Here is a 24,435-nt window from a genome sequence, read left to right as displayed (position 1 = left end):
TGGACATCACAACGTCGCCAGCGAGAACGCTATGGAGTTTCACGACATTTTGCACGGTCACATAGAAGTGGATGACCGTGAAATGGCAACGTTCCTTGGTGATCTCCTCGAGAGCCCCGAGGTTCATCGACTTCGTAACATGAGGCAGATGAACTTTGATGTCCCCCTTATTCAGGAGCTAGGGCGGTCAAGGCGGCTACCTCATTCAATTGGAGTTGCTCACCTTGCCTACCAGCTGACTGCTGGAAAGACGCTTCATCGAAGCACTATCAAGTCACTGGTGGCCGCCGCGTTGCTTCACGATGCCGCGATTCCGCCATTTGGTCATCTAGTAGAGTCGGAATTGAAAGCTAAAGATCCCGCATTTTCGCATGAGCATCGCCTTAAGAATCTCATGTTTGGGCTCGACGGGCGGTCGAACAAGTATGGGCATGTGGTGCATGGAAAATCGGCAAGATTAATCGAGATACTCGACAGGCACGGAGTTGATCCTCTGGAAGTCCTGCGCGCGGTCTGCCCCGAGCCTGGAAAAGGGAACTTCATTTCGGCTGGTGTGGATATCGATAATATTGATAACGTGCACAGAATGGCCTGCATGTTGGGATGGAAAGGCGCTGCGGAGAATCTTTCGGATCTTGTTTCGGTTTGCAAGGTTGGAGACGATCTTGCCCTGGAGTTCGGATCAGAGTGGCAAACTTATCTTGCGCGCTGGGCTGATTTCAGAAACAGAATATACACGATGATAATTTCTCATCCGCAATGTATTCCGCACAACGCGCTGCAGGCGGATTTATGTAGAGCCGCAGTTCGTGAAGGAATCATCACTTCTGACGACTGGAGAATGACTGAGCCAGAGTTCGAGGAGGCACTGCGGCATCACCCAAGGACAAAACAGCTTGCATGGCAGTTAATATCTGGCTGTGAATACATCCTGGAGGACTATGTTTGGATAAGGGAATTGAGTGCCCCCCTTAAGATGAGCAACAGTGAAATTGCGGAAATGCTAATAGATAGAGGCGTAGTTGAAAGTAGCAATCATACGCTTTTCATATGGAATGAGAATGGATTAATATCTCGCCAAATTGATGTCCGTTTGTCTGGTGGCGACAATGTACGGTTTGGGTGGGGGTCGAGGAGCTGCATGATCGCGTTGGTTAGAACCAAGCGGACTGGACGAAATATGACTAAGCGTGACCGCGAGTCTTGGCGCCGCGCAGCAGTCGGTGCCTTCGCCGAAATTCTGGGTAATGATGACTTTGTCACCTCATTCCCTGAGGGCTATTCGGGGCGATACTTATCTCAGGAATTGGGGCTGGGGCTTGGACATCATTGAGGACTTGCGGAGCGTCGACTGGTCATTCCCGGCAGTTAGTAACACTGGGATTCATGCGATGCATTGGTATCCTGCTACTTATGTGTCTGCAATCCCGGGCACCTTAATTGGCCACCTAACATCTCCTGGTGATTTGGTGTTGGATCCATTTTGTGGGTCTGGTACAAGCGGAGTTGAGGCCATAAGGCTGGGGCGAAAGTACATTGGTATCGACAACAATCCTGTCGCCTGCTTGATGTCTTCGGCAAAGCTCTATTTTCCTGCAGCGAAGGTGTTTGGGTCAGAACTTGAGCGAATTCAGCGCGAAGCCAATACTCTATTGATGCGGGGATTTGTCAAAAATCATCCCCGTTCCGATGAGTTGGCTAGGTGGTATCATCCCCAAACCGCGCAGGAAATTCTGGCGGTACTCACCGCGACGATTGCTCGTCCAGACGGGCGCATGAAGGATTGTTTTCTCGCTGTACTTTCAAGCATTCTAAAAAGTACATCTTCCCAAGGGAGGCATTGGGGTTGGGTGTGCGACAACGTGCGACCAAAGCCGCAGGAGATTGTGTATCGTCCCGCCTTCGCGAGTTTTGTCAGTGCTTCCAATCAATATTTGCGTAGTTGCGCTTCCGCATTCAACGAAGTCTGTGCAAATGATGCTACTGCGACCAGAGACGTGGTGCGCCGCCGATCAAAAGTGCTGAATGGTGATTCAGTAGATATGATGCGTAAGCGGGCTGTAGGCAGTGTAAATCTGATTGTTACGTCTCCGCCATACTTCGGCGTTGCCGATTACGTCAAGTCTCAAAGACTCACCTATCTGTGGTTCGACATTCCTGAGCTTGAGGGAAGGAAGCTTGGCTTCACTGACTTTGAAGCTCTACGCTCGAGGGAGTCGGGAGCGCGTTCCAATAGATCGCGTGGTAGCAGTTATTCCAGCTATATAGAATACATGAGAAATTTCTTCGTCTCCGCTAGAAGAGTTATACGTGACGACGGCCATCTGGCATTGGTTGTGGGTGAATCCGCATCTCGTGAAAGAACGACCGATCAGTTGCTGATGCTGGGTAGCGATGCGGGCTTCCATCTTAAGATGAGAAAAGAGCGCGACATTCTTACGCATCGACGGAGACTCATGGCAAAGGTTGCCAATGAGGATATTTTAATTTTCAGCGTTTCGAACTAGGGGTGGTCGCGTGGGTCATATCAACGAAAATGGATGTTCGTCGTACACGATGTTTGAAGAAAGGATTCCTGTCTGGCTGGGGGAGGGGGACCCCCCAAAAGTCAAAGAATTCTTTGGTGCCCCGCATTATCGGTTTATGAATAAATTCTATGTATCTAATGCTGAGCTTGATCGCCTGTCAATGGATGAGGTTATTTCCCTATGTCGCGCTAGAGATAAATATAGTGCATCCATTGGGTCGCCCAATGATAAAGTAAAGGCAATATTTCGCTCAGTGACTGAAGGCTTGTCGCCTCTTGCTGTGGTGGAGATCGGAGCAGGTTCGCGCCCTCTTTATGATGGGAAGGCTACGAGCTTTATGTACCTAGTGTTGGACGCGGATTTTGAATCTTTAAGTGATTGTGACGGTGAGAAGGCTGAATTCTCAGGAGACTCATCCAGCGTTGATGTGGCTGGTGGTTCCATTGATCTCATTCTCGCGGTTTTTGTATTCCAGTTTGAAGTCTATGAAAGTCAGGTCAAAGAAGTTTCGCGAATTCTTTCTAAGGAAGGCGTGCTTCTTGCCAATGTCTATCGCCGCACTCAGAAGTCTCGACTTCAGCTGATCGATGTTTTTCGTCGTAACGGTTTGACGGTGCGGGCTGAGGCTGATCCCCAGAACCTCTGTAGAGACCATGAGTACTGGATTGTTTCAAAGTGCGAGGCGGCTGAGGAGCGCGTTCTGAAACTTCTGACGAATTCTATCCAGAGGGTTTGAGGTTTCTTGGTCTATAGACGGGATCTTATAAAGCGATGCACGTCAGCGCGTAGATTATTCAGATCCCCGTTGTTCTGGATTCGGGCGTGTGCTCTCTCCATGATGAGTGGAACCTCGATTTCGCTCCTTGCTTCGTCCAGCCGTTTCAATGCGTGAAGGTCGGTGCGGCCTGGGTCCTTGTCTTGGCCGGACTTTGCATTGATTCGATTTAGTCGATCTTCTGAACTCGAGTCCACTGCGATGAGCAGAAAGTTCGGAATTGACGAATACGCTTTGATTTCATCCTCGTAACGAATCCCGTCAACAACGATTCGACTATTGCCGAGTGTGCGAATTCTGTAGTGGGCGAGAACATCGTTACCGAGAACCTCGAATATGGCATTTCCGAGCATTCCTAGATTCGCTCGACTCTTCTCTATCTTCATTCGATCCAAGATCGATGCGAGCAGGTCGGAATTTGATGCCGGCAGGTAGCCGAAATCCTCAACCAGAATCTGACTGACCGTGCTCTTTCCCGAGCGAATTGGCCCAACTAATCCAATTATCCCAGGAGACATGGGGCGTTCCTCGTTAGGAAGGTGCATACGAGTACAAGGGTCAGAATTATCCAAAATCTTCGCTTCTCTAGCGATGTGGGGCGCTCGCGTAAGGTTACGTCTCCAATCATTTCCTTTTTCATCCCGCGCGCAAGGAAATACTCAAATGGCTTGGCTGCAATGAACATAAAGACGGCTAGGATTAGGGCTATGTCGCCAAATATAACCTGAGATGGCTGGCCGCCACTTGCGGGCGTTGCCCACCCTATGACATAGGCCACTGAAGCGCAAAATAGGGAAACTCCGCAGAACGCTACAATCCGACGCAGGTGGTTCAACGGAGTATGAAAACGCAGTCGTGACCACTTGAATGGGCGTAACACATCGACAAAGTAGTCCCATGTTGCAAACACCATAAACACCCAAAGAAGTTGCAATGCTTCAGGCCTTGCCGACGGATTCTTCACGAAAGATGCTGTTAGGCCATCTTTCAGGTAGGCTGCATAGTCAGCTTCCGCCGATTTTGAGAGCGAGAAGTAGAGTGTGACCAAGAAGATTTCTATTAAGAAGATAAGAAATTTTCTTGAAAAAATAGTGACTACGTCGCTCTTATGCATTGCAGCTTGAGACAGAGACCATGAAAACCAACTAACTGTCACCATTGTCAAGGCAAGCATGGCGTGCATGGATGCGGCGACCAGAAGCCACCCGTCACCTCTAGCTGCGATTAGCATGTCCGGAGCGCTGTTGGCGAGTTTCCATGCCTTCGTAGCGACAACCAAAATTTCACCAAGTTGTTGTGCAACTGTCGCTGCGACAAACGCAAAGAGCATCGCCACGAATGTCTTTTGCAGTTCAGCTCGCACAAGAGGGGGCGGGGCGGACTCATCGGCTTTCTGTGGGGCGGCCCTCACAGGCTCCTTAGGCTCAACAACTTCTGTGCACTCTGCAGGGTTTGCTGCCCCTGCGGCAGTGCCAGGTTCTGGGCCGGATGAATGTATGCCGTTCATATACTTTCCTTGTACATAATCTTGCTAAGAACTTCGAAAAACAGAATTCAGCCGCCCGGTGCGAACACCAGCGTGCGGCGGGTGGTGACCGGGGCATTGACCGGCTCGAAACGCCAGCGCTTGACCGCGTTGAGGGCTTCGCGATCGAAAACGCGCGAGGGCGTCGCGCGCAGAACGCGCGCGTTGGTCACCGAGCCGTCGGTGCCGACGGTGATTTCCACCAGCACTTCGCCGGAGGTACCCGAACGCAGCGCGTCGGCAGGGTAACGCGGTGCCGGCGTGCTGACCGGGCGCAGGCTTGGCGCGGCGGCGGTCGCTGCCTGGCGGGCGGCGTTGGCCTGCTGCGCCGCGGCCTGCTGCTGCTTCTGCTCGGCATCGCGGCGGGCGGCGGCCTGGCGCTCGGCTTCCTGGCGCTCGCTGTCACGACGGGCAACATCCTGCTGCGCGGCAATCTGCTTGGCCGCCTCGGCTTCCTTGGCGCGCTGTTCGGTCAGGCGCTGCTGCTCGGCCAGCTGCTTGGTGCGGTCTTCAGCGTCCTTCTTGACCTTCTCGGTCTCGTCTTCGGTGCGCTTGGCCGCAACCTGCACGCCCTTGCTCAGGCCTTCCTTCAGGCGCGGCAGGGCCGGAGCCGAGGCGTCGACCTTTTCGATCAGGGCGACCAGCCGCTGCGCTTCGGCGAAATCTTCGCGGCCCAGGTGCTGCTCGGCGGCGATCAGGGTGTAGGGCAGCAGGTCGGTCAGCGCGCTCTTCACCGAGGCGTCGTCCGGCGTCTTGTCACGCAGTGCCAGGTAATACTCGATGGCGTTGTCGCCGGCCGGGGCGTACATGCGGTTCTCGCGCAGTGCCTGGCTGGCCGATTCGCGCAGCTGTTCGGTGCCCATCGACTGCACCTTGGCGGCCACGGCCGGTGCGGCTGGCGCCGCAGCGACGGGGGCGGCGCCAGCCGGCGCGGCCGGAGCCGGTGTTTCTTCCTTGCCCGAGCAGGCAGCCAGGGCCAATGCCAGAGCGACCGGCATCCACCGGCGCGCGGCAGCGATCATTGCGACGTGCGACATCCTGCTCCCCTCTAAGAAGACGACGTTACGAAAAACGTAGATACGCATGGCCGGGACCGAAGGTCCGGGCGTGGCGGGGGACGTTTCCCAGCGTCACCGTCGCCTGCAGCGAGGGTGCAATCTAGCATCCCGGCCACCCATGCGTACAAGGGCCGGGAACGGAGCCGGCGGCGGCAGTCGTGCCGCCACCGGCGTTGGCGTCAGTGCGCGGCAGCCTTGCTATGGCTGTTGGACATCAGCTTGTCGGTCCAGGCAATGCCGATCGCCGACAGGATGAACACGCAGTGGATGATGGTCTGCCACAGCACGCCATCGGGGGTCAGGGTCGTGCAGGTATCGGGGCCGGCGTTGTAGAAGCTGGCCGATGCCGACGAAGCCGCCGCCGCCCATTGTTCCGGCTTGCACAGCGGCAGGCCGTTCAGCGGGCTGGCTGCAATGAACGTCTTCAACAGGTGGATCGAGGAGATGCCGATGATCGCCATCGCCAGTTTCACCTTCAGCACGCTGGCGTTGACGTGGCTCAGCCATTCCGGCTGGTCCGGGTGGCCCTCCAGTCGCAGGCGCGAGACGAAGGTTTCATAGCCGCCGACGATCACCATCACCAGCAGGTTGGAGATCATCACCACGTCGATCAGGCCCAGCACGATCAGCATGATCTGCTGCTCGCCCATCGACACCGAGTGCGAGATCAGGTGCCACAGTTCCTTGCCGAACAGGAACACGTAAACGCACTGGGCAACGATCAAACCCAGGTACAGCGGCAGCTGCAGCCAGCGGGTAGCGAAGATCAGGCTGGACAGCGGGGACAGTAGCGGACGGTTTGCACTCATGCGGAGGATGCTGCGTTTCGGGGGAGAGGCGAGGTTACCGGCCCGCCATGACGGTGCCAAGCCAACGCACGCACTAGACTTCAGGTTCCTTTCCGTACCCCAGAGCCGCCGCCATGATCGACCTGTATTACTGGCCTACCCCGAACGGCCACAAAGTGACCCTGCTGCTGGAAGAAGCTGGCCTGGAGTACCGCATCCACCCGGTCAACATCGGCTCGGGCGACCAGTTCAAGCCGGAATTCCTGGCCATTTCCCCCAACAACAAGATGCCGGCCATCGTTGACCACGCCCCGGCCGACGGCGGCGCCCCGCAGAGCGTGTTCGAGTCCGGCGCGATCCTGCTGTACCTGGCCGAGAAGACCGGCCGCTTCCTGCCGGCCGATCCGCGTGGCCGCGTCACCACCCTGGAATGGCTGTTCTGGCAGATGGCCGGGCTGGGCCCGATGAGCGGGCAGATGGGCCATTTCAACGTGTACGCGCCGGAGAAGATCCCGTACGCGATCGAGCGCTACGACAATGAAGTGCGCCGCCTGCACGGGGTGATGGACAAGCGCTTGGCCGAGCACGCCTTCCTGGCCGGCGCGGACTACACCATCGCCGACATGGCCAGCTACCCGTGGGTTGGCGCCTACGACAAGCTGCCGGTCGACTTCGACGCGTTCCCGAACCTCAAGCGCTGGCACCAGGCCATCGCCGCCCGTCCGGCCACCCAGCGCGCCTATGCGCTGCGCACGCAGGTGAACCCGGACGCTGGCAAGCCGCTCAGCGACGAAGAGCGCAAGCACCTGTTCGGCAAGCGCTGACCCGGCACGGTGAGTGCCGACCGTTGGTCGGCACTCATCATGGGCAGACATCATGGGCAGAAGGTCATGCTGTCTTCCCGCACCGGCTTGGTTAGGATGGAGGCTGACCGTCCCGCGCCCGCCGCGGTGACGGACCTGCCGTTTGCCGGGATCCTCCATGCGCCATCTGTTCGCCTCGCTCGCCCTCATGCTCGCCACCAGTACCGTCGCCCACGCTGAAAAACTCACTCTGGAAGCCATCACCGGCCCACTGCCGTTGTCCGGCCCGACCCTGATGAAGCCGAAGGTGGCGCCGGACGGCTCGCGCGTGACCTTCCTGCGCGGCAAGGACATCGACCGCAACCAGCTGGACCTGTGGAGCTACGACATCGGCAGCGGTCAGACCCGACTGCTGGTGGACTCGAAGGTGGTGCTGCCGGGTACCGAAACCCTCAGTGACGAAGAAAAGGCCCGCCGCGAGCGCCAGCGCATCGCTGCGATGACCGGCATCGTCGATTACCAGTGGTCGCCGGACGCGCAGCGCCTGCTGTTCCCGCTGGGCGGCGAGCTGTACCTGTACGACCTCAAGCAGGAAGGCAAGGCGGCAGTGCGCCAGCTGACCCACGGCGAAGGCTTTGCCACCGACGCCAAGCTGTCGCCCAAGGGCGGCTTCGTCAGCTTCATCCGCGGCCGCAACCTGTGGGTGATCGACCTGGCCAGCGGCAGGCAGATGCAGCTGACCGCTGATGGCAGCACCACCATCGGCAACGGTATCGCCGAATTCGTCGCCGACGAGGAGATGGACCGCCATACCGGCTACTGGTGGGCGCCGGACGATTCGGCCATCGCCTACGCCCGCATCGATGAAAGCCCGGTGCCGGTGCAGAAGCGTTACGAAGTCTATGCCGACCGCACCGATGTGATCGAACAGCGTTACCCGGCCGCGGGCGATGCCAACGTGCAGGTGAAGCTGGGCGTGATCTCGCCGGCGGAACAGGCGCAGACGCAGTGGATCGACCTCGGCAAGGAGCAGGATATCTACCTGGCCCGCGTCGACTGGCGCGATCCGCAGCACCTGAGTTTCCAGCGCCAGTCGCGCGACCAGAAGAAGCTGGACCTGGTGGAAGTCACCCTGGCCTCGAACCAGCAGCGTGTGCTGGCCCATGAAACCAGCCCGACCTGGGTGCCGCTGCACAACAGCCTGCGTTTCCTCGACGACGGCAGCATCCTGTGGTCCTCCGAGCGCACCGGTTTCCAGCATCTGTACCGCATCGACAGCAAGGGCAAGGCCACCGCGCTGACCCACGGCAACTGGTCGGTCGATGAACTGCTGGCGGTCGATGAAAAGGCCGGCCTGGCGTATTTCCGTGCCGGCATCGAATCGGCGCGCGAAAGCCAGATCTACGCCGTCCCGCTGCAGGGCGGCCAGCCGCAGCGCCTGTCGAAGGCGCCCGGCATGCACAGCGCCAGTTTCGCGCGCAACGCCAGCGTGTACGTCGACAGCTGGTCCAACAACAGCACCCCGCCGCAGATCGAACTGTTCCGCGCCAATGGCGAGAAGATCGCCACCCTGGTCGAGAACGATCTGGCCGATCCCAAGCATCCCTACGCGCGCTACCGCGACGCGCAGCGCCCGGTCGAATTCGGCACGCTGACTGCCGCCGACGGCAAAACGCCGCTGAACTACAGCGTGATCAAGCCGGCCGGCTTCGATCCGGCCAAGCGCTACCCGGTGGCGGTGTACGTGTATGGCGGCCCGGCCAGCCAGACCGTCACCGACAGCTGGCCCGGCCGTGGCGACCATCTGTTCAACCAGTATCTGGCCCAGCAGGGCTATGTGGTGTTCTCGCTGGACAACCGCGGCACCCCACGCCGTGGCCGTGACTTCGGCGGCGCCCTGTATGGCAAGCAGGGTACGGTGGAAGTAGCCGACCAGCTGCGTGGCGTGGCGTGGTTGAAGCAGCAGCCGTGGGTGGACCCGGCGCGCATCGGCGTGCAGGGCTGGTCCAACGGCGGCTACATGACCCTGATGCTGCTGGCCAAGGCGTCGGACAGCTACGCCTGCGGTGTGGCCGGTGCACCGGTCACCGATTGGGGCCTGTACGACAGCCACTACACCGAGCGCTACATGGACCTGCCGGCGCGCAACGATGCCGGCTACCGCGAAGCACGCGTGCTGACCCACATCGAGGGCCTGCGCTCGCCGCTGCTGCTGATCCACGGCATGGCCGACGACAACGTGCTGTTCACCAATTCGACCAGCCTGATGAGCGCGCTGCAGAAGCGTGGCCAGCCGTTTGAACTGATGACCTATCCGGGTGCCAAGCACGGCCTGTCCGGTGCCGACGCACTGCATCGCTACCGCGTTGCCGAAGCCTTCCTGGGACGTTGCCTGAAGCCTTGATCATCATCCGGGAAGGAGCCCGCCCATGACCCTGCCGCCGCCGATTCCTGCTCCCTCCAACCTGGCCTCCGGCTGGTGGTGCCGGCATTGGCGCTGGGCGATGCCGTTGGCGGTGCTGCTGTTCCTGGCGGCGCTGGGCGGCGCCATCGCCTGGAGCGTGCTGCGCTGGACCCAGGCCGCGCATGACAGTGCGCCGATGCGCGAGGCGATGCGTCGCGCCGGCTGCAGCGTCGAACTGGTGCAGGTGTTCGGCGAGCCGCTGCAGGCCGGCACACTGCCGCTGGGCAGCATGCAGACCGCCATCAACGGCGAGCGCGATGTCGGCCTGACCGTGGCGCTGGAAGGACCGCATGCGCACGGCCGCCTGTTCGTGAAGGGCACCCGCAGCGACGACGTGTGGGATTACCCGGTGATGTACGTGCTGGCCGAAGACAAGCAGACCTTCGACCTGAGCGCGCTGGATGATGCCGAAGCGGCCGGCGAATGCGAACTGCAGGCCTGTCGCGCGCGCGGAGACTGTGCGCTGACGGCCGCGCTGTAGAGGGCGTGACCTCCGGCCGATTGTCGCCACCGCCATGAGCGCGTAGGGTGCGGGCAACCCTGTACTGGAGTGCTCCATGAAGCCGATCGCGCTTGCCATCGCCCTGGCCCTGACCGCCGCCCCGCTGCTGTCGGCCCCACCGGCCCTGGCCGCACCGGCCGCGAAGGCCTCTACGCCGGCCAGCCCGGCCTGGGTCGCGCGCAGCAACGCGCTGGCGCAGATCCTGCTGGATGCCCAGGGCCCGTTCCAGCCCGAGGAAACCGGCTTCTTCGGCGTGCCCGGCTACGACGACAAGGTCGCCGACCTCGGCCCGGACAACGACCAGCGCTACCGCGCCGCGATGGCCAAGGCCCGCGACGAACTGAAGGCCAAACTGGCCACTGAGAAGGATCCCAACGTCCGCCAGGACCTGGAGATCATGATCGCCGCCGCCAATCAGTACATCGAAGGCAGCGAACTCAACCAGAAGTACCTGCTGCCGTGGCGGGATGCGCCGCAGAGCGTGTTCAGCGGCCTCAACCTGCTGCTGTCCGACCAGGTGCCGGCCGAGCGCCGGGCCAAGGCGGTCGATCGCCTCAAGGCATACGCGGGCCTGCAGCCGGGCGGCACCGCGTTCACTACGCTGGCCCGCCAGCGCTACGAAGAGCGGTTGAAGGACAGCACGCTGCTGCAGCCGACGAAGATCGAAGTGCAGCAGTCGCTGGACAACGTCGAGACCTACATCACCGGTATCGAGTCACTGCTGAAGAAGTATCAGGTCGCCGGTGTCGACGACGCGATGAAGGCGCTCGCCGCTCAGATGAAGGAGTACGCCGCATGGACCCGCAAGGAGGTGCTGCCGAAGGCACGTGCCGATGCGCGCCTGCCGGCCCCGCTGTACGCGTATCAGCTCAAGCAGGTCGGCATTGATATCGACCCGAAGCTGCTGATGCAGCGTGCGCAGCTGGAGTTCATGGAAACGCGCTCGGCGATGCGCCAGCTGGCACCGCTGGTGGCGAAAGATAAGGGCCTGAAGGTCAGTGATCCGAGCGACCCGGTGGCGGTGATCCGCGCGCTGAAGAGCGAGAAGATCGCCGATGACCAGCTTGAAGGCCACTACCGCAAGGTGATCGATGCCATCGATCCGCTGATCCGCGAACATCGCATTGTCGATGTACCGCAGCGTGCGATGCAGATGCGCCTGGGCTCGGCCGCCGAAAGCGCTGCCAGCCCGGCACCGCATTTCCTGCCTGCGCCGCTGGTCAACAACACCGGGCAGCAGGGCACCTTCGTGCTGCCGCTGGGCAACCCGGCGGCCGGTGCGGGCGCGCAGTACGACGACTTCAACTTCGGTTCGGCGGCCTGGACGCTGAGCGCGCATGAAGGCCGCCCGGGCCACGAACTGCAGTTCACCGCGATGGTCGAGCGCGGCGTGTCGCTGGCGCGCACGATGTTCGCGTTCAATTCGGTGAACGTGGAAGGCTGGGCGCTGTACGCCGAAGCGGAGATGGTGCCGTACGAACCGCTGGACGGGCAGATGATCGCGCTGCAGTTCCGCCTGCTGCGTGCCGCCCGCGCAATGCTCGACCCAATGCTCAATCTCGGCCTGACCGACCGTGCCAACGGCGAACGCGTGCTGATCGAGCAGGTGGGTCTGTCCAAGGCGATGGCCACCCAGGAACTGGACCGCTACATGGTGCGCATGCCGGGCCAGGCGGGCAGCTACTTCTACGGCTATACCCGCATCCTTGAACTGCGCATGCAGACCGAGCTGGCACTGGGCGCGAAGTTCGACCGCCTGGCGTTCAACAACTTCCTGCTCGACCAGGGCCTGTTGCCGCCGGACCAGCTGGCCGAAGCGGTGAACCAGGTGTTCGTGCCGAAATACCAGAAGAAGTAACGGTAGCGCCGGGCCACGCCCGGCGAGCGCAGCGGAAGGGAAGAGACGCCGGGCATGGCCCGGCGCTACCCGCGGTGACCCGTGCGGGTCACCGCTGCGGTTGCGGGGTGATCGTCTGCGTCGGCAGGCGTGCCGGCGGCGCCGGGTTCGGCACCCAGATCGCCACGCCGGCCGCGCGTTTCTGCGTGGTCGGTATGCCGATGCCCACGCCACCGCCCACGTGTGAGCCGTAACTGCCGGCACCCACCGACATGCCGACCGGTGAGCCACTGCTGCCCACGCCCATCAGGATCACGCCGTTGGCACCGAGCGCAGCGGCTTCGCGCTTCAGGCGCGCCACGGCGGCATCGGTCTGGCCCTGCGTGCCGAAGCCCACCGCCGAAGACGACTCCAGCTGGGCAATTTCCTGCGAACCGGCGGGCGGCGTCGAATAGATCTGCACCTGGGCCGGATCGATCGGCGCACGGGCGCGGCCCAGCATGACCTTGGAGGTGCTGGCGCAACCGGCAACGGTCAGCAGCATGGCCGCCAAGGCGACCCAACGGATGTTCATGGCGTATACCCCTGTAGGACTGGTTCGGATCATCAGCCGGGCACTCTGAATCGGCGCCAACATCGGTGCTCGACCCATGGCCGCACGCTAGCACGGCGCCGGTGAGGTTGACGGCAACGGCGGTAGGCGGCGCTGCCGGGAACGGCTATGGTTGGGAGCACGAACAACCACGGGAGCGCGCTATGGGTGTGATCAGTCTGTTGTGGGGCGTACTGGCCCTGTTGTGGATGATCCTGGCGTTGATACCGCTGCTGGGCTGGGGCAACTGGTTCCTGATCCCGTTTGCTGCGGTCGGCGCGATCATCGCCGCGCTCGGCATCCTGTTCACCCACCCCAGCAAGCGCGGCCGGGCCTGGACCGGGCTGATCCTGAACGGCATCGTGGTGGTGGTCGGCATCCTGCGCCTGGGGCTGGGTGGCGGCGTGATCTGAGCCGGCCCCGGCCGGTGCGACAGGGCGTCGCAGGGACACGGCCGCTGGCCGGGCAGGGAGTAGAATGGGCGGCTGCGCGAGCCCCCCGCGTGCCTGTCGAACCGCGCGCCGCGCGGCTGCTCCCATGATCATTCGTTCCCGTCCCCACGGCTGGCAACTGCTGTACATCCTGCGTGGCTCCATCGTCCCGGCGATCGCGCCGAAGGTGCTGGCCATCCTCACCCTCTCCATCGCGGTCGCCGCGGTGGTGGAGCTGGCGCCGCCGGTCGGCATCGAGCGCGTCTCGGTCACCCCGTTCACCCTGCTCGGCCTGGTCCTGTCGATCTTCCTCAGCTTCCGCAACAGCGCCTGCTACGACCGCTGGTGGGAGGGCCGCAAGCTGTGGGGCCAGCTGGTGTTCGAATCGCGTTCGCTGGCGCGGCAGGTACAGGTATTGCTGGCCGACGATGCGCCACGCCGCCAGCGCATCAGCTACCTGACCACCGCTTTCGCCTATGCACTGGCCGCGCGCCTGCGTGCCCGCGACGTGGCGCTGGCCGCGGTGCCATGGCTGGACGAGGAACAGCGCGGGCAGCTCGCCCAGCGCGAGAACGTGCCCGATGCGCTGCTGGCGATGATCGCCGCCGAACTGGCCCAGGCCCGTCGCGAAGGCACGCTCGATTCCATTCTTTACGTCCAGCTGGAAGAGCGCCTGCACGCGATGTCCTCGATCCAGGCCGGCTGCGAGCGCATCCTCACGACCCCGCTGCCGTTCGCCTACACCCTGCTGCTGCACCGCTGCGCGTGGATGTTCTGCGTGCTGCTGCCGTTCGGCCTCGCCAGCTCGCTGGGCTGGGCCACGCCGGTGCTGTCGGCGGTGCTGGCCTATGCCTTCTTCGGCCTGGACCAGCTGGGTGAAGAAATGGAAGACCCGTTCGGCCTGGAGCCGAACGACCTGCCGTTGGACGCGCTGGTGCGCACCATCGAGATCGACCAGCTCGATGCCCTCGGCGAACGCCCGTTGCCCGAACCCCTGCTGCCGCAGGGCTACCTGTTGCAATAGCCACTCCTCGGAGCCTGCCATGCCTCATCCCCATTACCGCCCGCGGCGCATGCGCCATGACGAATTCTCGCGCCGCCTGATGCGCGAGAACACGCTGACCACCGACGACCTGATCTATCCGGTGTTCGTGCACGAACCGGCCGGCCGCGTGGCGGTGCCGTCGATGCCCGGCGTGGAGCGGCTGTCGATCGAAGAACTGCTGAAGGTGGCCGAGGAAGCGCTGGAACTCGGCATCCCGGTGATCGACCTGTTCCCGGTGCTGGACGCCTCGCAGAAGTCGCTGGACGCCTCCGCGGCGTGGGCCGAGGACGGCCTGGCGCAGCGTGCGATCCGCGCGCTGAAGTCGCGTTTCCCGGAGCTGGGGGTGATGACCGACGTTGCCCTGGATCCGTACACCACGCACGGCCAGGACGGCATCATCGATGACAAGGGCTACGTGCTCAACGACATCACCGTCGAAGCGCTGGTCAAGCAGTCGCTGTCGCACGCCGACGCGGGCGCGGACATCATTTCGCCCTCGGACATGATGGATGGCCGTATCGGTGCGATCCGTCGTGCGCTGGATGCCGACCACCATCTCAACGTGCGCATCATGGCGTACTCGGCCAAGTACGCTTCGGCGTTCTACGGCCCGTTCCGTGACGCGGTGGGCAGCGCAGCCAGTCTCGGCAAGGCCGACAAGAAGACCTACCAGATGGACCCGGCCAACGGTGACGAGGCGATGCGCGAGATCGCGCTGGACCTGGAGGAGGGCGCGGACATGGTGATGGTCAAGCCGGGCATGCCGTACCTGGACCTGGTGCGGCGGGTGAAGGAGACCTTCGGCGTGCCGACCTTCGCTTACCAGGTCAGCGGCGAGTACGCGATGATGAAGGCGGCGTTCGCCAACGGCTGGCTGGACGAGCGCGCCTGCGTGCTGGAATCGCTGCTGGGCTTCAAGCGCGCTGGCGCCGATGGCGTGCTGACCTATTTTGCGCCGCAGGTGGCGCGCTGGCTGCGCGAGCGCTGACAATAGCGCCCACGACAGACGGAGGAACACGCGATGGGACCTGAAATGGGTTGGATGCAATGGTTGATCTGGGGCACTGGTACGCTGGTGTTCGGGGCCATCATCGTCGGCGTGTTCGTCGCTGCCTGGCGTGCCGCCAGGCGCCCGCCCGAGCAGCTTTCCGCTGCCGCCCAGGTTGCCCGCGAGCAGGCCCTGCCGGAGAGCGTGCAGGCCGAACTGGCCGCGCTGAACCGGCGCAAGGACAACGGCCAGCTCAGCGAAGTGGAATACGAGCAGCAGCGCGCGAAGGTGCTGTCGCGCTGAGCTGATGTTCTGGTAGTCGCCAACCTTGGTTGGCGCTCCGGTGTGCCGACCAGGGTCGGCACCTGTCAGAAGACGACATCCACGCATGGCGTGGATCTACTGGTAGTCGCCAACCTTGGTTGGCGGTTTTGTTTCTGTGCCGACCAAGGTCGGCACCTACCGGAGGGGGCGGTCGGCACCTACCGGAGGGAGCCGGTCGGCACCTTCCAAACGATCATCCACGCATGGCGTGGATCTACCGCACGCACTCCGCCACCGCCACCACCTTGGGTACTGCCAGCCGGTACACATCCACGCCACCGGCGCGTGGCGACTTCGCCGCGCTGCTGGCCACCATCATTTCGCCCGGCTTGGCGTTGTCGACGACCGGCGCGCCGGTCCAGCCGCTTCCCTGGTTGAACGACAACCCCAACGGCTGCAGCGCAGCGCCCGTCCACGCGCAACCGCTGGTCCAGACCTGCGCGGCGTCACCGCTGTCGCGGCTGAAGGCCACGGCGCCCTCGATGCCCAGCCAGTCCCCATCGGTTTCATCGGCAGCGCTGTTCAATGCCTGCAACGCCGTCGCCGGCCCGCGCGCGCCCTGCGCGTCCAGCGTGGCCACAAACAGGTCCCAGCCGGCACCGCGGCCCTGATGGCGGGCAAACAGCAGCCGCCGCCCGTCCGCGCTCAATGCCGGGCCGCGCTCCTCATGGCGACCGCCATCGCCGGCCAACGGTTGTGGGGTGCCCAAGCCGCCATCGGCGGCGATCGCCGCCCGGTACAGCGCCAGCCGGCCCTCGCGGCCTGCGGCGAACAGCAGCCAGCGGCCGTCGCGGCTGAAATACGGGTCGCGCACCTCGCCGGTCACTGCCAGCGGCAAGGCCTGCGCCTGCTGCCAGCGGCCGTCGAGCACGCGCGCCTGCCACAGTCCCCAGCCGGCCTCGCCACGGCGGGCGAAGACGATGCGCTGGCCATCGGCGCTGATCGTGGCCCGGCCCTCATCGGCGCGGGTGGAGACCACGCCCATGCCCTCGATGCCGTACTCGTTCAACGCCATCGCTACCGGGGCAGAGAGTAGACTGGCGGCGAGCACCAGCAGGGTCGGGGCGATACGCATCATCCAGGTCCATGCACGAAAGAGCACCAGTCTAGCCAGCTTGAGGATTCCATGACCGATCGTTACGCCGTCTTCGGACACCCCGTCGCCCACTCGAAGTCGCCGCAGATCCATGCGGCGTTCGGTCGCCAGGAAGGCATCTCCCTCGACTACCGCAGCATCGATCTCGCCCCGGACGCCTTCCTGGCCGGGCTGGAGGTGTTCGCCGCTGAGGGCGGTGTCGGTGCCAACGTCACCTCACCGCACAAGGAAGCGGCATTCTCCGTGTGCACCACGCTGACCGCACGCGCGCGCCGCGCCGGCTCGGTCAACACTCTGCTGCGCAAGGGCGACCGCTGGCACGGTGACACCACCGATGGCATCGGTCTGGTGCGCGACCTCACCGACCGCCACGGCCTGGACCTGCGCGGCCGCCGCGTGCTGCTGCTGGGCGCCGGTGGTTCGGCGCGCAGCGTCGCGCCGGCGCTGCTCGATGCCGGCATCACCGAACTGGTGGTGGTCAACCGCACGCCGGAACGCGCCGACGAACTGATCGATGCCATGGGCGAGCCGGGCCGCGCGCTCAGCCGTTACTGGGACGATCTGCGCGACCTCGGAGATTTCGAGCTGATCCTCAACGCCACTTCGGCCGGCCGCGATCGCGACGCCGAGTTCAAGCTGCCGCTGTCGCTGGTCAATTCGATGACCACGGCGGTCGACCTGAACTACGGCGAGGCTGCCATCGCCTTCCTGGCCTGGGCGCGCGCTGCGCAGTGCCGCAACACGGTCGATGGCCTGGGCATGCTGGTCGAGCAGGCGGCGGAGAGCTTCCTGCAGTGGCATGCCGTACGCCCTCAGACCGACGCGGTCTACCAGCAGCTGCGCGCCGGTGCCGGTGCCTTCGCTGGGCAGGACTGATCGATGGACAGCCAGGCTCTGATGGTCTCCCTGCTGACCATGGTCGGCGTGCGCCTGCCGGTGCTGATCGCCCTGTGCGTCGGCCTGGTCTGGGTGATGGGCGCACCGCGCGATCCGGCACGCACCGGCGCGCTGACCGGCCTGCTGCTGTTGCTGGGGTCCAGCATGGGCAGCCTGCTGGCCAACCTGGTGCCGATGTGGATGGTCAGCCGGGGTGACTTCAGTGCGATCTCGCAGCTGAGCACCGTGCTGGGCGTGGTCCACTTCGGCCTGGCGATGCTCGATGCCGTCGGCACGGTACTGCTGGTCTGGGCATTGGTACGGCTGCTGCGGCAGCGCACTGCGACGCCCTGACCGCGATGGCGGCAGTGGCAGCGCCGGTGGCGTTGCGGGGCGCTCATCCAGCCATCGTGCGACGCGGCTGACCCTGTTCAGCGCCCGCGCCTCGGAGCCCGTGGCCGGCCATGCGACAATGGCCGGCCTGACCCCGCTACGGTAGTTCTGGCGTGACCGAAACCGTCGCCGCTCCACGCAAGCTCGATGACACCTTGAAGGACGCGATCCGCAAGGCGTACACGACACTGCAGGCCAATACCCCCGGCTTCTCCACCCGCCGCTCGCAGAGCCAGATGATCGGCGTGGTGTCGCGTGCGCTGTCCACCAGCGGTGGCGTGGGCGTGGTCGAGGCGCCGACCGGCGTTGGCAAGAGCCTGGGCTACCTGACCGCCGGCGTGCCGATTGCGCTGGCCAGCAAGAAGAAGCTGGTGATCAGCACCGGTACCGTGGCGCTGCAGTCGCAGCTGGTCGAGCGCGATATTCCGAACTTCCTCAAGGCCACCGGCCTGGAGGCGACCGTTGCCCTGGCCAAGGGCCGCACCCGCTACCTGTGCACGCGCAACGCCGCCGAAGCGCATGGCGAGGGCGCGCAGAACGGCATGTTCGAGGATGAGCAACCGCTGTTCGACCGGCCGCTGGCGCCGATCGAGATGGACATCGCCAAGCGCCTCACCGTGGCCTTCAGCAACGGTAGCTGGGACGGCGACATCGACAATGCACCGGAAACCATCAGCCCCGGCCTGCGCGTGCGCATCACCACGCCGGCCTCGGGCTGTGCGGGGCGGCGCTGTGCGTACTCGGCGCAGTGCGCGGTGCTGCGTTCGCGCAACACCGTGCGTGACGCGCAGATCGTGGTCACCAACCACGCGCTGCTGCTGTCGGCGCTGTCCATTGGTGACAGCGATAACGGCCAGCCGATGATCGCCGCGCCGTCGGACATGCTGCTGGTGCTCGACGAAGGCCACCACGTTGGCAATGTGGCCATCGATCAGGGCGCGGCCAGCCTGGCGTTGGATGAAATGGCCAAGCGCACCGGCCGCCTGCAGATCCTGATCGCCGGCGCCTACCGCGCGGTCGACAAGGACCGCCTCGGCAACCTGCTGCCGAACGAAGCCATCGACGCGGCCAGCAACGTGGCCAAGGGCCTGCGCATGTTCCGCGACCACGTGGAAGCGGTGTGGATGCCGGCGCCGGCCGATGAGGAACCGATGTGGCGCGCCGCCAACGGGCGCCTGCCCGAGGCCTGGCGCGAGCCGATCGAGGCGCTGGCCGACGATACCCGCAGCCTCTACAACTGGGCGCATGCGGCCACCGCGCAGGTTGCCAAGGGCAAGCCGGACGATCCGGCGCGCGAGCGCCTGCAGCGCAACCTGGGCATGGCGCTGGAGATGATCGAGCAGCAGTACAACCTGTGGCAGGTCTGGCGCCGCGAGGACAAGGAAGGCGCGCCGCCGATGGCGCGCTGGGTGACCGCCACCCGCGATGGCGACCTGGTGCTGCATGGCTCGCCGGTGTCGGCCGCGCACGTGCTGCGCAAGCTGTTGTGGGATGAAGTGGATTCGGTGGTGCTGACCTCGGCGACGCTGACCGGCGGCGGCGATTTCCAGGCGCTGGCGATCGACAACGGCATCCCCGAAACCGCCGAGATGGTCTCACTGTCCTCCCCGTTCGACCTGCCCAACCAGGCCGAGCTGATCGTGCCGCCGTTCCCGGTCACGCCCGATGACCGCGAAGGCCATCCGCGTGAAGTGGCGCGCTACATCGGCAAGGAACTGGACTGGACGAAGGGCTCGATGGTGCTGTTCACCTCGCGCTGGAAGATGGAGAAGGTGGCTGGCCTGATGCCGGCCGCCAAGCGCAAGCAGGTGCTGGTGCAGGGCGAGATGTCGAAGACGCGCATGATCGACGAACATCTGCGCCGGGTGGCTGCCGGCGAGGGCTCGGTGCTGTTCGGGCTGAACTCGTTCGGCGAAGGCCTGGATCTTCCCGGTGAGGCCTGCACCACGGTGGTGATCACCCAGGTACCGTTCGCGGTGCCGACCGATCCGCAGACCGCCACGCTGAGCGAGTGGGTGGAAGCACGTGGCCTCAATGCGTTCAACCTGATTGCGATTCCGCATGCGTTGCGCACGCTGACCCAGTTCGCCGGCCGCCTGATCCGCACCTCCACCGACACCGGGCGCGTGATCATCCTCGACTCGCGTCTGCTGACCCGTCGTTACGGCAAGCGCATCATCGACGCGCTGCCGCCGTTCAAGCGCACCATCGGCTGACCCTCCTAAAAGGGGACGGAGGGGATTAAGTCGTTTGTGGCACTTACGACTTAATTCCCTCCGTCCCCTTTTCTGTCAATCGTCGAGCAGGGCGGTGTTGCGCACGGCGCCCTTGTCGGCGCTGGTGGCAAGTAGGGCGTAGGCCTTCAGCGCGCTGGTGACCTTGCGCGGGCGCGGTGCACGCGGCTTCCAGCCACGCGCATCGGCGTCGGCGCGGCGTTGGGCCAGCGTGGCGTCGTCCAGCAGCAGGTCGATGCGCCGCGCCGGGATGTCGATGCGGATGCGGTCGCCATCCTCCACCAGCCCGATCACACCGCCGCTGGCCGCTTCCGGCGAGACATGGCCGATCGACAGGCCCGAGGTGCCACCGGAGAAACGACCATCGGTCAGCAGCGCACATTGCTTGCCCAGCCCCTTCGACTTCAGGTAACTGGTCGGATACAGCATTTCCTGCATGCCCGGGCCACCCTTCGGGCCTTCGTAGCGGATCACCACCACGTCGCCGGGCTTCACTTCATCGGCGAGGATGCCGGCCACCGCCGCGTCCTGGCTTTCGAACACGCGCGCATTGCCTTCGAACACGTGGATCGATTCGTCCACGCCCGCAGTCTTCACCACGCAGCCGTCGACGGCGAGGTTGCCGCGCAGCACGGCAAGCCCACCTTCCTGCGAATAGGCATGCTCCAGCGCACGGATGCAGCCTTCGGCGCGGTCAACATCCAGCGACGGCCAGCGTGTGGCCTGGCTGAAGGCTTCCTGGGTGGGAATGCCGGCCGGGCCGGCCTTGAAGAACGTGTGCAGGGTGTCGTTGTCGCTGCGCATCACGTCCCAGCGATCCAGTGCTTCGCCGAGCGTGGCGCTGTGCACGGTGGGCACGGAGGTATCCAGCAGCCCGGCGCGGTCCAGCTCCCCGAGGATGCCGAACACACCACCGGCGCGATGCACATCTTCGACGTGGTACTTGGGCGAGTTCGGCGCCACCTTGCACAGTTGTGGCACGCGCCGCGACAGTGCGTCGATGTGGGACAGGTCGAAGTCGACCTCCGCTTCCTGCGCGGCAGCCAGCAGATGCAGGATGGTATTGGTGGACCCGCCCATGGCGATGTCCAAGGTCATCGCGTTGGCGAACGCGGCCTGGGTGGCGATGCCACGCGGCAGTGCGCGCGGATCCTCGCCGCCATACCAGCGGTGGCAGAGCTCGACGATCAGGCGGCCGGCGCGGCGGAACAGCGCTTCGCGGTCGGCATGCGTGGCCAGGGTGGTACCGTTGCCGGGCAGCGACAGGCCCAGCGCTTCGGTCAGGCAGTTCATCGAATTGGCGGTGAACATGCCCGAGCACGAGCCACAGGTGGGGCAGGCGCTGCGCTCGTACTCGGCAACCTTCTCATCCGAGGCGCTGTCATCGGCGGCGACGACCATGGCATCAACCAGGTCCAGCTTGTGCTCGGACAGCTTGGTCTTGCCGGCTTCCATCGGTCCGCCGGACACGAACACCACCGGAATGTCCAGGCGCAGTGCGGCCATCAGCATGCCCGGGGTGATCTTGTCGCAGTTGCTGATGCACACCAGCGCATCGGCGCAGTGCGCATTGACCATGTACTCCACCGAGTCGGCGATGATCTCGCGGCTGGGCAGCGAGTACAGCATGCCGTCGTGGCCCATGGCGATGCCGTCGTCCACGGCGATCGTGTTGAATTCCTTGGCGACGCCGCCGACCTGTTCGATCTCGCGCGCAACCAGCTGGCCAAGGTCCTTCAGGTGCACGTGACCGGGCACGAACTGGGTGAAGGAGTTGGCGATGGCGATGATCGGCTTGTGGAAGTCGCCATCCTTCATGCCGGTGGCACGCCACAGGGCGCGGGCGCCGGCCATGTTGCGGCCGGCGGTGGAGGTGCGGGAGCGGTATTCAGGCATGGCTGGCGGAACGGGCGGGCCGTACGACGTGGGGGTCGGTTGATCATGGCCAATTTTTTCGGTTGCTGCTGCAACCACCGGTGGTGGTCCGGCAGGGCTGCGCCCTGCACCTGCCGAATCAACGGCAACGGCAACGGCGCGCATTCCGTGGGATGGCGGGGTGGGTCCGGTGGCGGGGGACGCCGTAAACCCGTCCTTGGGGGCTTGGCCGCGGCATCCATGCCGCGGACACCCCCGCCACCGGACCCACCCCGCCTTCGACAGTTGTCCGCGATCTGACAGGGTCGGATCCCGTTGCTGCACAGTGGGCTCTGACCCGATTCTTGCTGTTGGTAGGTGTCGACCTTGGTCGACACGTGTATCCACGCCATGCGTGGATGGCGCGAGGGAGAGAACGACGAAAATGAAAGATCGTTCATCTTTCCCACTTTGCCGATTCCGGTTGTTGGCCGGGATTTGGCATGATGGGGCATTGTTCCGACTTGAAGGCATGAGGCCATGAAACGTTCCCGCACCACCGCGCTGCTGCTGATGAGCGCTGCGCCGCTGCTGTTCACTGCCTGCCAGAAGGAAGAGCAGGTGCAGGTGCAGGAAGGCCTGTATACCTCGGTGGAGGCCTGCACCACGGCTACCGCCGATCCTTCTGCCTGCCGCAATGCATTTGCCGAGGCGCAGAAGAAGTCCGCCGATGCAGCGCCGAAGTACGCGACCAAGGAAGCCTGCCAACAGGACTACAAGCCTGAGCAGTGCGTGCAGCAGCACACCTCGGCCGGTACCTCGTTCATCGGCCCGATGATGATGGGCTTCTTCATGTCGCAGATGCTGAGCAACCGCGGTGGCCTGGCCCCGCAGGCGCCGGCGTCGGCGCCGGCCTACCAGGACAAGAGCGCCGGCTGGGCGCGTCCTGCCCCGGGTGGCAGCGGCGGCCTGAACACCGCCAGCGGCATCGGCGCGGGCAAGGCCGGGCTGGCCCCGGTCAGCAGCGAACCGAACCGTGCGGTGACCGCCAGCCGCAGCGGCTTCGGCAGCACCAGTGCGCGCCGTAGCGGCAGCAGCGTCGGCGGCTGATCAATCCATGCAACGTATCCGTATTGCCGAGCGCGCCCAGTGGCGGGCGCGCGCGGAGGAAGCCGGTTTCCGCTTCCACACCATCGAAGGCCAGCCGTACTGGGATGAAAGCGCGTATTACGCGTTCACCCTGCGCCAGATCGAACAGGACATCGAAGACCCCAGCGCCGAGCTGCATGCGATGGCGATGGACCTGGTTGGCGATGTCATCGGCAGCGAGCGCCTGATGGACCAGCTGGCGATCCCCGCGCATTACCGCGACTGGATCGCCGACAGCTGGCGCCAGCGCCAGCCGCATCTGTACGGGCGCCTGGATCTGGCCTACGACGGCACCGGCCCGGCCAAGCTGTACGAGCTGAACTACGACACGCCGACCTCGCTGTTCGAAGCCAGCTTCTTCCAGTGGCAGTGGCTGGAGGACCAGCGCAATGCCGGCCGCCTGCCGCAGCATGCCGACCAGTTCAATGCGATCCATGAAGCCCTGGTCGAACGCTTCGGCGAACTGGCCACGCAGCTGCCGCCGCCGCTGTACTTCAGTGCGGTGGGCAGCTCGGACGAAGACCGCGGTACGGTCGATTACCTGCGCGACTGCGCCTCGCAGACGGGCCTGCACGGGCAAGCGATCGCCATCGAGGATATCGGCCTGTCCCAAGATGGGCGCTTCACCGCGCTGGACGATACGGTGATCGGCACGCTGTTCAAGCTGTACCCGCTGGAAGACCTGATGGCCGAGGAATTCGGCCGCGCGCTGCCGGGCTCGGGCGTGCAGCTGCTGGAACCGGCGTGGAAGGCGGTGCTGAGCAACAAGGGCATCCTGCCGTTGCTGTGGCAGCGCAACGTTGGGCATCCGAACCTGCTGGAAGCACATTTCGATGACGGCAGCGCGCTGGCCTCGGGTTGGGTGCGCAAGCCGTTGTTCTCGCGCGAAGGTGCCAACATCGAGATGCACCTGGCCGACGGCAGCACGCAGCGCAGCGACGGCCCGTACGACGGTCCGGCCATCCTCCAGCGTGCGCACCCGCTCACCCGCTTCGAAGGCGGTTACCCGCTGATCGGCAGCTGGGTGATCGGCGACCACGCCTGCGGCATAGGCATCCGCGAAGACGACAGCGCGATCACCCGCGACAGCGCGCGCTTCGTGCCGCACGCGATCGTTGATGAGGCGCCGACGCGGATCTACGTCTGATGGCGTCCCCGGTGTGCAGCAACGCC

Annotated in this window: 22 protein-coding genes and 1 pseudogene; 16 read left to right on the top strand and 7 right to left on the bottom strand. The window is 64.0% G+C overall.

What is annotated here, in order from left to right; translation table 11 throughout:
• Positions 1-31 precede the first annotated feature (31 nt).
• The 3 genes from CR156_RS23240 to CR156_RS22810 are packed head-to-tail and all read left to right on the top strand — an operon-like array spanning position 32 to position 3,264.
• The gene (locus tag CR156_RS23240) at positions 32-1,333 is read left to right on the top strand and encodes a hypothetical protein (protein WP_133120120.1); all 1,302 of its coding nucleotides are present in this window, start codon (positions 32-34) and stop codon (positions 1,331-1,333) included.
• Complete coding sequence (locus CR156_RS23320; protein ID WP_279324088.1) at positions 1,320-2,507, top strand: DNA methyltransferase; 1,188 nt, start codon at positions 1,320-1,322, stop codon at positions 2,505-2,507. The genes CR156_RS23240 and CR156_RS23320 overlap by 14 nt, the downstream gene beginning before the upstream one ends.
• Before the next feature lie 10 nt (positions 2,508-2,517).
• Complete coding sequence (locus CR156_RS22810; RefSeq protein WP_133120119.1) at positions 2,518-3,264, top strand: hypothetical protein; 747 nt, start codon at positions 2,518-2,520, stop codon at positions 3,262-3,264.
• An 11-nt stretch (positions 3,265-3,275) separates the two neighbouring features.
• On the opposite strand, the gene CR156_RS22805 is transcribed toward CR156_RS22810, so the two are convergent.
• The 4 genes from CR156_RS22805 to CR156_RS18935 form a co-directional block, all read right to left on the bottom strand.
• On the bottom strand, positions 3,276-3,821 hold the full coding sequence (locus tag CR156_RS22805; RefSeq protein WP_133120118.1) for an AAA family ATPase: 546 nt from the start codon (positions 3,819-3,821) through the stop codon (positions 3,276-3,278).
• Positions 3,806-4,810, bottom strand: coding sequence for a hypothetical protein (locus CR156_RS22800; protein WP_133120117.1), 1,005 nt, complete (start codon positions 4,808-4,810; stop codon positions 3,806-3,808). Before CR156_RS22800 ends, CR156_RS22805 begins: the two co-directional genes overlap by 16 nt.
• Positions 4,811-4,857: 47 nt before the next feature.
• Positions 4,858-5,865, bottom strand: coding sequence for an energy transducer TonB (locus CR156_RS18940; RefSeq protein ID WP_100553956.1), 1,008 nt, complete (start codon positions 5,863-5,865; stop codon positions 4,858-4,860).
• 200 nt (positions 5,866-6,065) lie between these two features.
• Positions 6,066-6,695, bottom strand: a complete 630-nt coding sequence (locus tag CR156_RS18935) for a TIGR00645 family protein (protein ID WP_100553955.1) — start codon at positions 6,693-6,695, stop codon at positions 6,066-6,068.
• A 113-nt stretch (positions 6,696-6,808) separates the two neighbouring features.
• On the opposite strand from CR156_RS18935, the gene CR156_RS18930 reads away from it, so the two are divergent.
• The 4 genes from CR156_RS18930 (at position 6,809) to CR156_RS18915 (ending at position 12,301) form a co-directional block, all read left to right on the top strand.
• Entirely contained in the window at positions 6,809-7,498 is a 690-nt protein-coding gene (locus tag CR156_RS18930; protein ID WP_100553954.1) for a glutathione binding-like protein, read from the top strand.
• 157 nt (positions 7,499-7,655) lie between these two features.
• Complete coding sequence (locus CR156_RS18925; protein WP_100553953.1) at positions 7,656-9,881, top strand: S9 family peptidase; 2,226 nt, start codon at positions 7,656-7,658, stop codon at positions 9,879-9,881.
• Positions 9,882-9,906: 25 nt separating this feature from the next.
• On the top strand, positions 9,907-10,422 hold the full coding sequence (locus tag CR156_RS18920) for a cytochrome c oxidase assembly factor Coa1 family protein (RefSeq protein ID WP_100553952.1): 516 nt from the start codon (positions 9,907-9,909) through the stop codon (positions 10,420-10,422).
• Positions 10,423-10,498: 76 nt separating this feature from the next.
• Positions 10,499-12,301: a DUF885 domain-containing protein gene (locus tag CR156_RS18915; protein ID WP_100553951.1), complete on the top strand. Its 1,803-nt coding sequence runs from the start codon at positions 10,499-10,501 to the stop codon at positions 12,299-12,301.
• An 88-nt stretch (positions 12,302-12,389) separates the two neighbouring features.
• Here the strand turns inward: CR156_RS18915 and CR156_RS18910 are convergent, their stop codons facing one another.
• A complete protein-coding gene (locus CR156_RS18910; protein ID WP_089237661.1) occupies positions 12,390-12,854 on the bottom strand; it encodes a hypothetical protein in 465 nt (154 codons plus the stop codon).
• A 182-nt stretch (positions 12,855-13,036) separates the two neighbouring features.
• Here CR156_RS18910 and CR156_RS18905 point away from each other — a divergent pair, with 182 nt between their 5' ends.
• From CR156_RS18905 to CR156_RS18890, 4 genes are all read left to right on the top strand, one after another.
• Positions 13,037-13,285 carry a hypothetical protein gene (locus tag CR156_RS18905; RefSeq protein WP_032952021.1) on the top strand — a complete coding sequence of 83 codons (249 nt, stop codon included), beginning with the start codon at positions 13,037-13,039 and terminating at the stop codon, positions 13,283-13,285.
• Positions 13,286-13,409: 124 nt separating this feature from the next.
• Entirely contained in the window at positions 13,410-14,327 is a 918-nt protein-coding gene (locus tag CR156_RS18900; protein ID WP_100462056.1) for a bestrophin family protein, read from the top strand.
• A gap of 19 nt (positions 14,328-14,346) precedes the next feature.
• On the top strand, positions 14,347-15,336 hold the full coding sequence (gene hemB, locus CR156_RS18895) for a porphobilinogen synthase (RefSeq protein ID WP_100553950.1): 990 nt from the start codon (positions 14,347-14,349) through the stop codon (positions 15,334-15,336).
• A 33-nt stretch (positions 15,337-15,369) separates the two neighbouring features.
• Entirely contained in the window at positions 15,370-15,639 is a 270-nt protein-coding gene (locus CR156_RS18890; protein WP_100462057.1) for a gas vesicle protein GvpG, read from the top strand.
• Between the two features lie 235 nt (positions 15,640-15,874).
• Here the strand turns inward: CR156_RS18890 and CR156_RS18885 are convergent, their stop codons facing one another.
• A complete protein-coding gene (locus CR156_RS18885) occupies positions 15,875-16,738 on the bottom strand; it encodes a TolB family protein (RefSeq protein ID WP_100553949.1) in 864 nt (287 codons plus the stop codon).
• A 48-nt stretch (positions 16,739-16,786) separates the two neighbouring features.
• Between CR156_RS18885 and aroE the strand changes: the two genes are divergently transcribed.
• The 3 genes and pseudogenes from aroE to dinG form a co-directional block, all read left to right on the top strand.
• A complete protein-coding gene (aroE, locus tag CR156_RS18880; protein WP_099819830.1) occupies positions 16,787-17,632 on the top strand; it encodes a shikimate dehydrogenase in 846 nt (281 codons plus the stop codon).
• Between the two features lie 3 nt (positions 17,633-17,635).
• Positions 17,636-17,986 carry a hypothetical protein gene (locus CR156_RS18875; RefSeq protein WP_100553948.1) on the top strand — a complete coding sequence of 117 codons (351 nt, stop codon included), beginning with the start codon at positions 17,636-17,638 and terminating at the stop codon, positions 17,984-17,986.
• 197 nt (positions 17,987-18,183) lie between these two features.
• Positions 18,184-20,241: pseudogene (gene dinG, locus CR156_RS18870) on the top strand (ATP-dependent DNA helicase DinG); the annotation flags it as partial.
• Between the two features lie 75 nt (positions 20,242-20,316).
• On the opposite strand, the gene ilvD reads toward dinG, so the two are convergent.
• Positions 20,317-22,155 carry a dihydroxy-acid dehydratase gene (gene ilvD / locus CR156_RS18865; RefSeq protein WP_100553946.1) on the bottom strand — a complete coding sequence of 613 codons (1,839 nt, stop codon included), beginning with the start codon at positions 22,153-22,155 and terminating at the stop codon, positions 20,317-20,319.
• 498 nt (positions 22,156-22,653) lie between these two features.
• On the opposite strand from ilvD, the gene CR156_RS18855 reads away from it, so the two are divergent.
• Together CR156_RS18855 and CR156_RS18850 are read left to right on the top strand one after the other, a co-directional pair.
• The gene (locus CR156_RS18855) at positions 22,654-23,223 is read left to right on the top strand and encodes a DUF1190 domain-containing protein (protein ID WP_089237645.1); all 570 of its coding nucleotides are present in this window, start codon (positions 22,654-22,656) and stop codon (positions 23,221-23,223) included.
• A gap of 7 nt (positions 23,224-23,230) precedes the next feature.
• The gene (locus CR156_RS18850; protein ID WP_100553944.1) at positions 23,231-24,409 is read left to right on the top strand and encodes a glutathionylspermidine synthase family protein; all 1,179 of its coding nucleotides are present in this window, start codon (positions 23,231-23,233) and stop codon (positions 24,407-24,409) included.
• Positions 24,410-24,435 lie beyond the last annotated feature (26 nt).

This window comes from Stenotrophomonas lactitubi (genome assembly GCF_002803515.1).
Taxonomy (GTDB): domain Bacteria; phylum Pseudomonadota; class Gammaproteobacteria; order Xanthomonadales; family Xanthomonadaceae; genus Stenotrophomonas; species Stenotrophomonas lactitubi.
This window is presented reverse-complemented; position numbering and strand designations above follow the sequence as displayed.

Coding starts and splice junctions, on each gene's coding strand:
- CR156_RS18910 (WP_089237661.1), bottom strand. CDS start 12,854: ATGAACATCCGTTGGGTCGCCTTGGCGGCCATGCTGCTGACCGTTGCC.
- CR156_RS22800 (WP_133120117.1), bottom strand. CDS start 4,810: ATGAACGGCATACATTCATCCGGCCCAGAACCTGGCACTGCCGCAGGG.
- CR156_RS18930 (WP_100553954.1), top strand. CDS start 6,809: ATGATCGACCTGTATTACTGGCCTACCCCGAACGGCCACAAAGTGACC.
- CR156_RS18920 (WP_100553952.1), top strand. CDS start 9,907: ATGACCCTGCCGCCGCCGATTCCTGCTCCCTCCAACCTGGCCTCCGGC.
- CR156_RS18905 (WP_032952021.1), top strand. CDS start 13,037: ATGGGTGTGATCAGTCTGTTGTGGGGCGTACTGGCCCTGTTGTGGATG.
- CR156_RS18925 (WP_100553953.1), top strand. CDS start 7,656: ATGCGCCATCTGTTCGCCTCGCTCGCCCTCATGCTCGCCACCAGTACC.
- CR156_RS18875 (WP_100553948.1), top strand. CDS start 17,636: ATGGACAGCCAGGCTCTGATGGTCTCCCTGCTGACCATGGTCGGCGTG.
- CR156_RS18850 (WP_100553944.1), top strand. CDS start 23,231: ATGCAACGTATCCGTATTGCCGAGCGCGCCCAGTGGCGGGCGCGCGCG.
- hemB (WP_100553950.1), top strand. CDS start 14,347: ATGCCTCATCCCCATTACCGCCCGCGGCGCATGCGCCATGACGAATTC.
- ilvD (WP_100553946.1), bottom strand. CDS start 22,155: ATGCCTGAATACCGCTCCCGCACCTCCACCGCCGGCCGCAACATGGCC.
- CR156_RS18885 (WP_100553949.1), bottom strand. CDS start 16,738: ATGATGCGTATCGCCCCGACCCTGCTGGTGCTCGCCGCCAGTCTACTC.
- aroE (WP_099819830.1), top strand. CDS start 16,787: ATGACCGATCGTTACGCCGTCTTCGGACACCCCGTCGCCCACTCGAAG.
- CR156_RS18940 (WP_100553956.1), bottom strand. CDS start 5,865: ATGTCGCACGTCGCAATGATCGCTGCCGCGCGCCGGTGGATGCCGGTC.
- CR156_RS18915 (WP_100553951.1), top strand. CDS start 10,499: ATGAAGCCGATCGCGCTTGCCATCGCCCTGGCCCTGACCGCCGCCCCG.
- CR156_RS18900 (WP_100462056.1), top strand. CDS start 13,410: ATGATCATTCGTTCCCGTCCCCACGGCTGGCAACTGCTGTACATCCTG.
- CR156_RS23240 (WP_133120120.1), top strand. CDS start 32: ATGGAGTTTCACGACATTTTGCACGGTCACATAGAAGTGGATGACCGT.
- CR156_RS22805 (WP_133120118.1), bottom strand. CDS start 3,821: ATGTCTCCTGGGATAATTGGATTAGTTGGGCCAATTCGCTCGGGAAAG.
- CR156_RS18855 (WP_089237645.1), top strand. CDS start 22,654: ATGAAACGTTCCCGCACCACCGCGCTGCTGCTGATGAGCGCTGCGCCG.
- CR156_RS18890 (WP_100462057.1), top strand. CDS start 15,370: ATGGGACCTGAAATGGGTTGGATGCAATGGTTGATCTGGGGCACTGGT.
- CR156_RS18935 (WP_100553955.1), bottom strand. CDS start 6,695: ATGAGTGCAAACCGTCCGCTACTGTCCCCGCTGTCCAGCCTGATCTTC.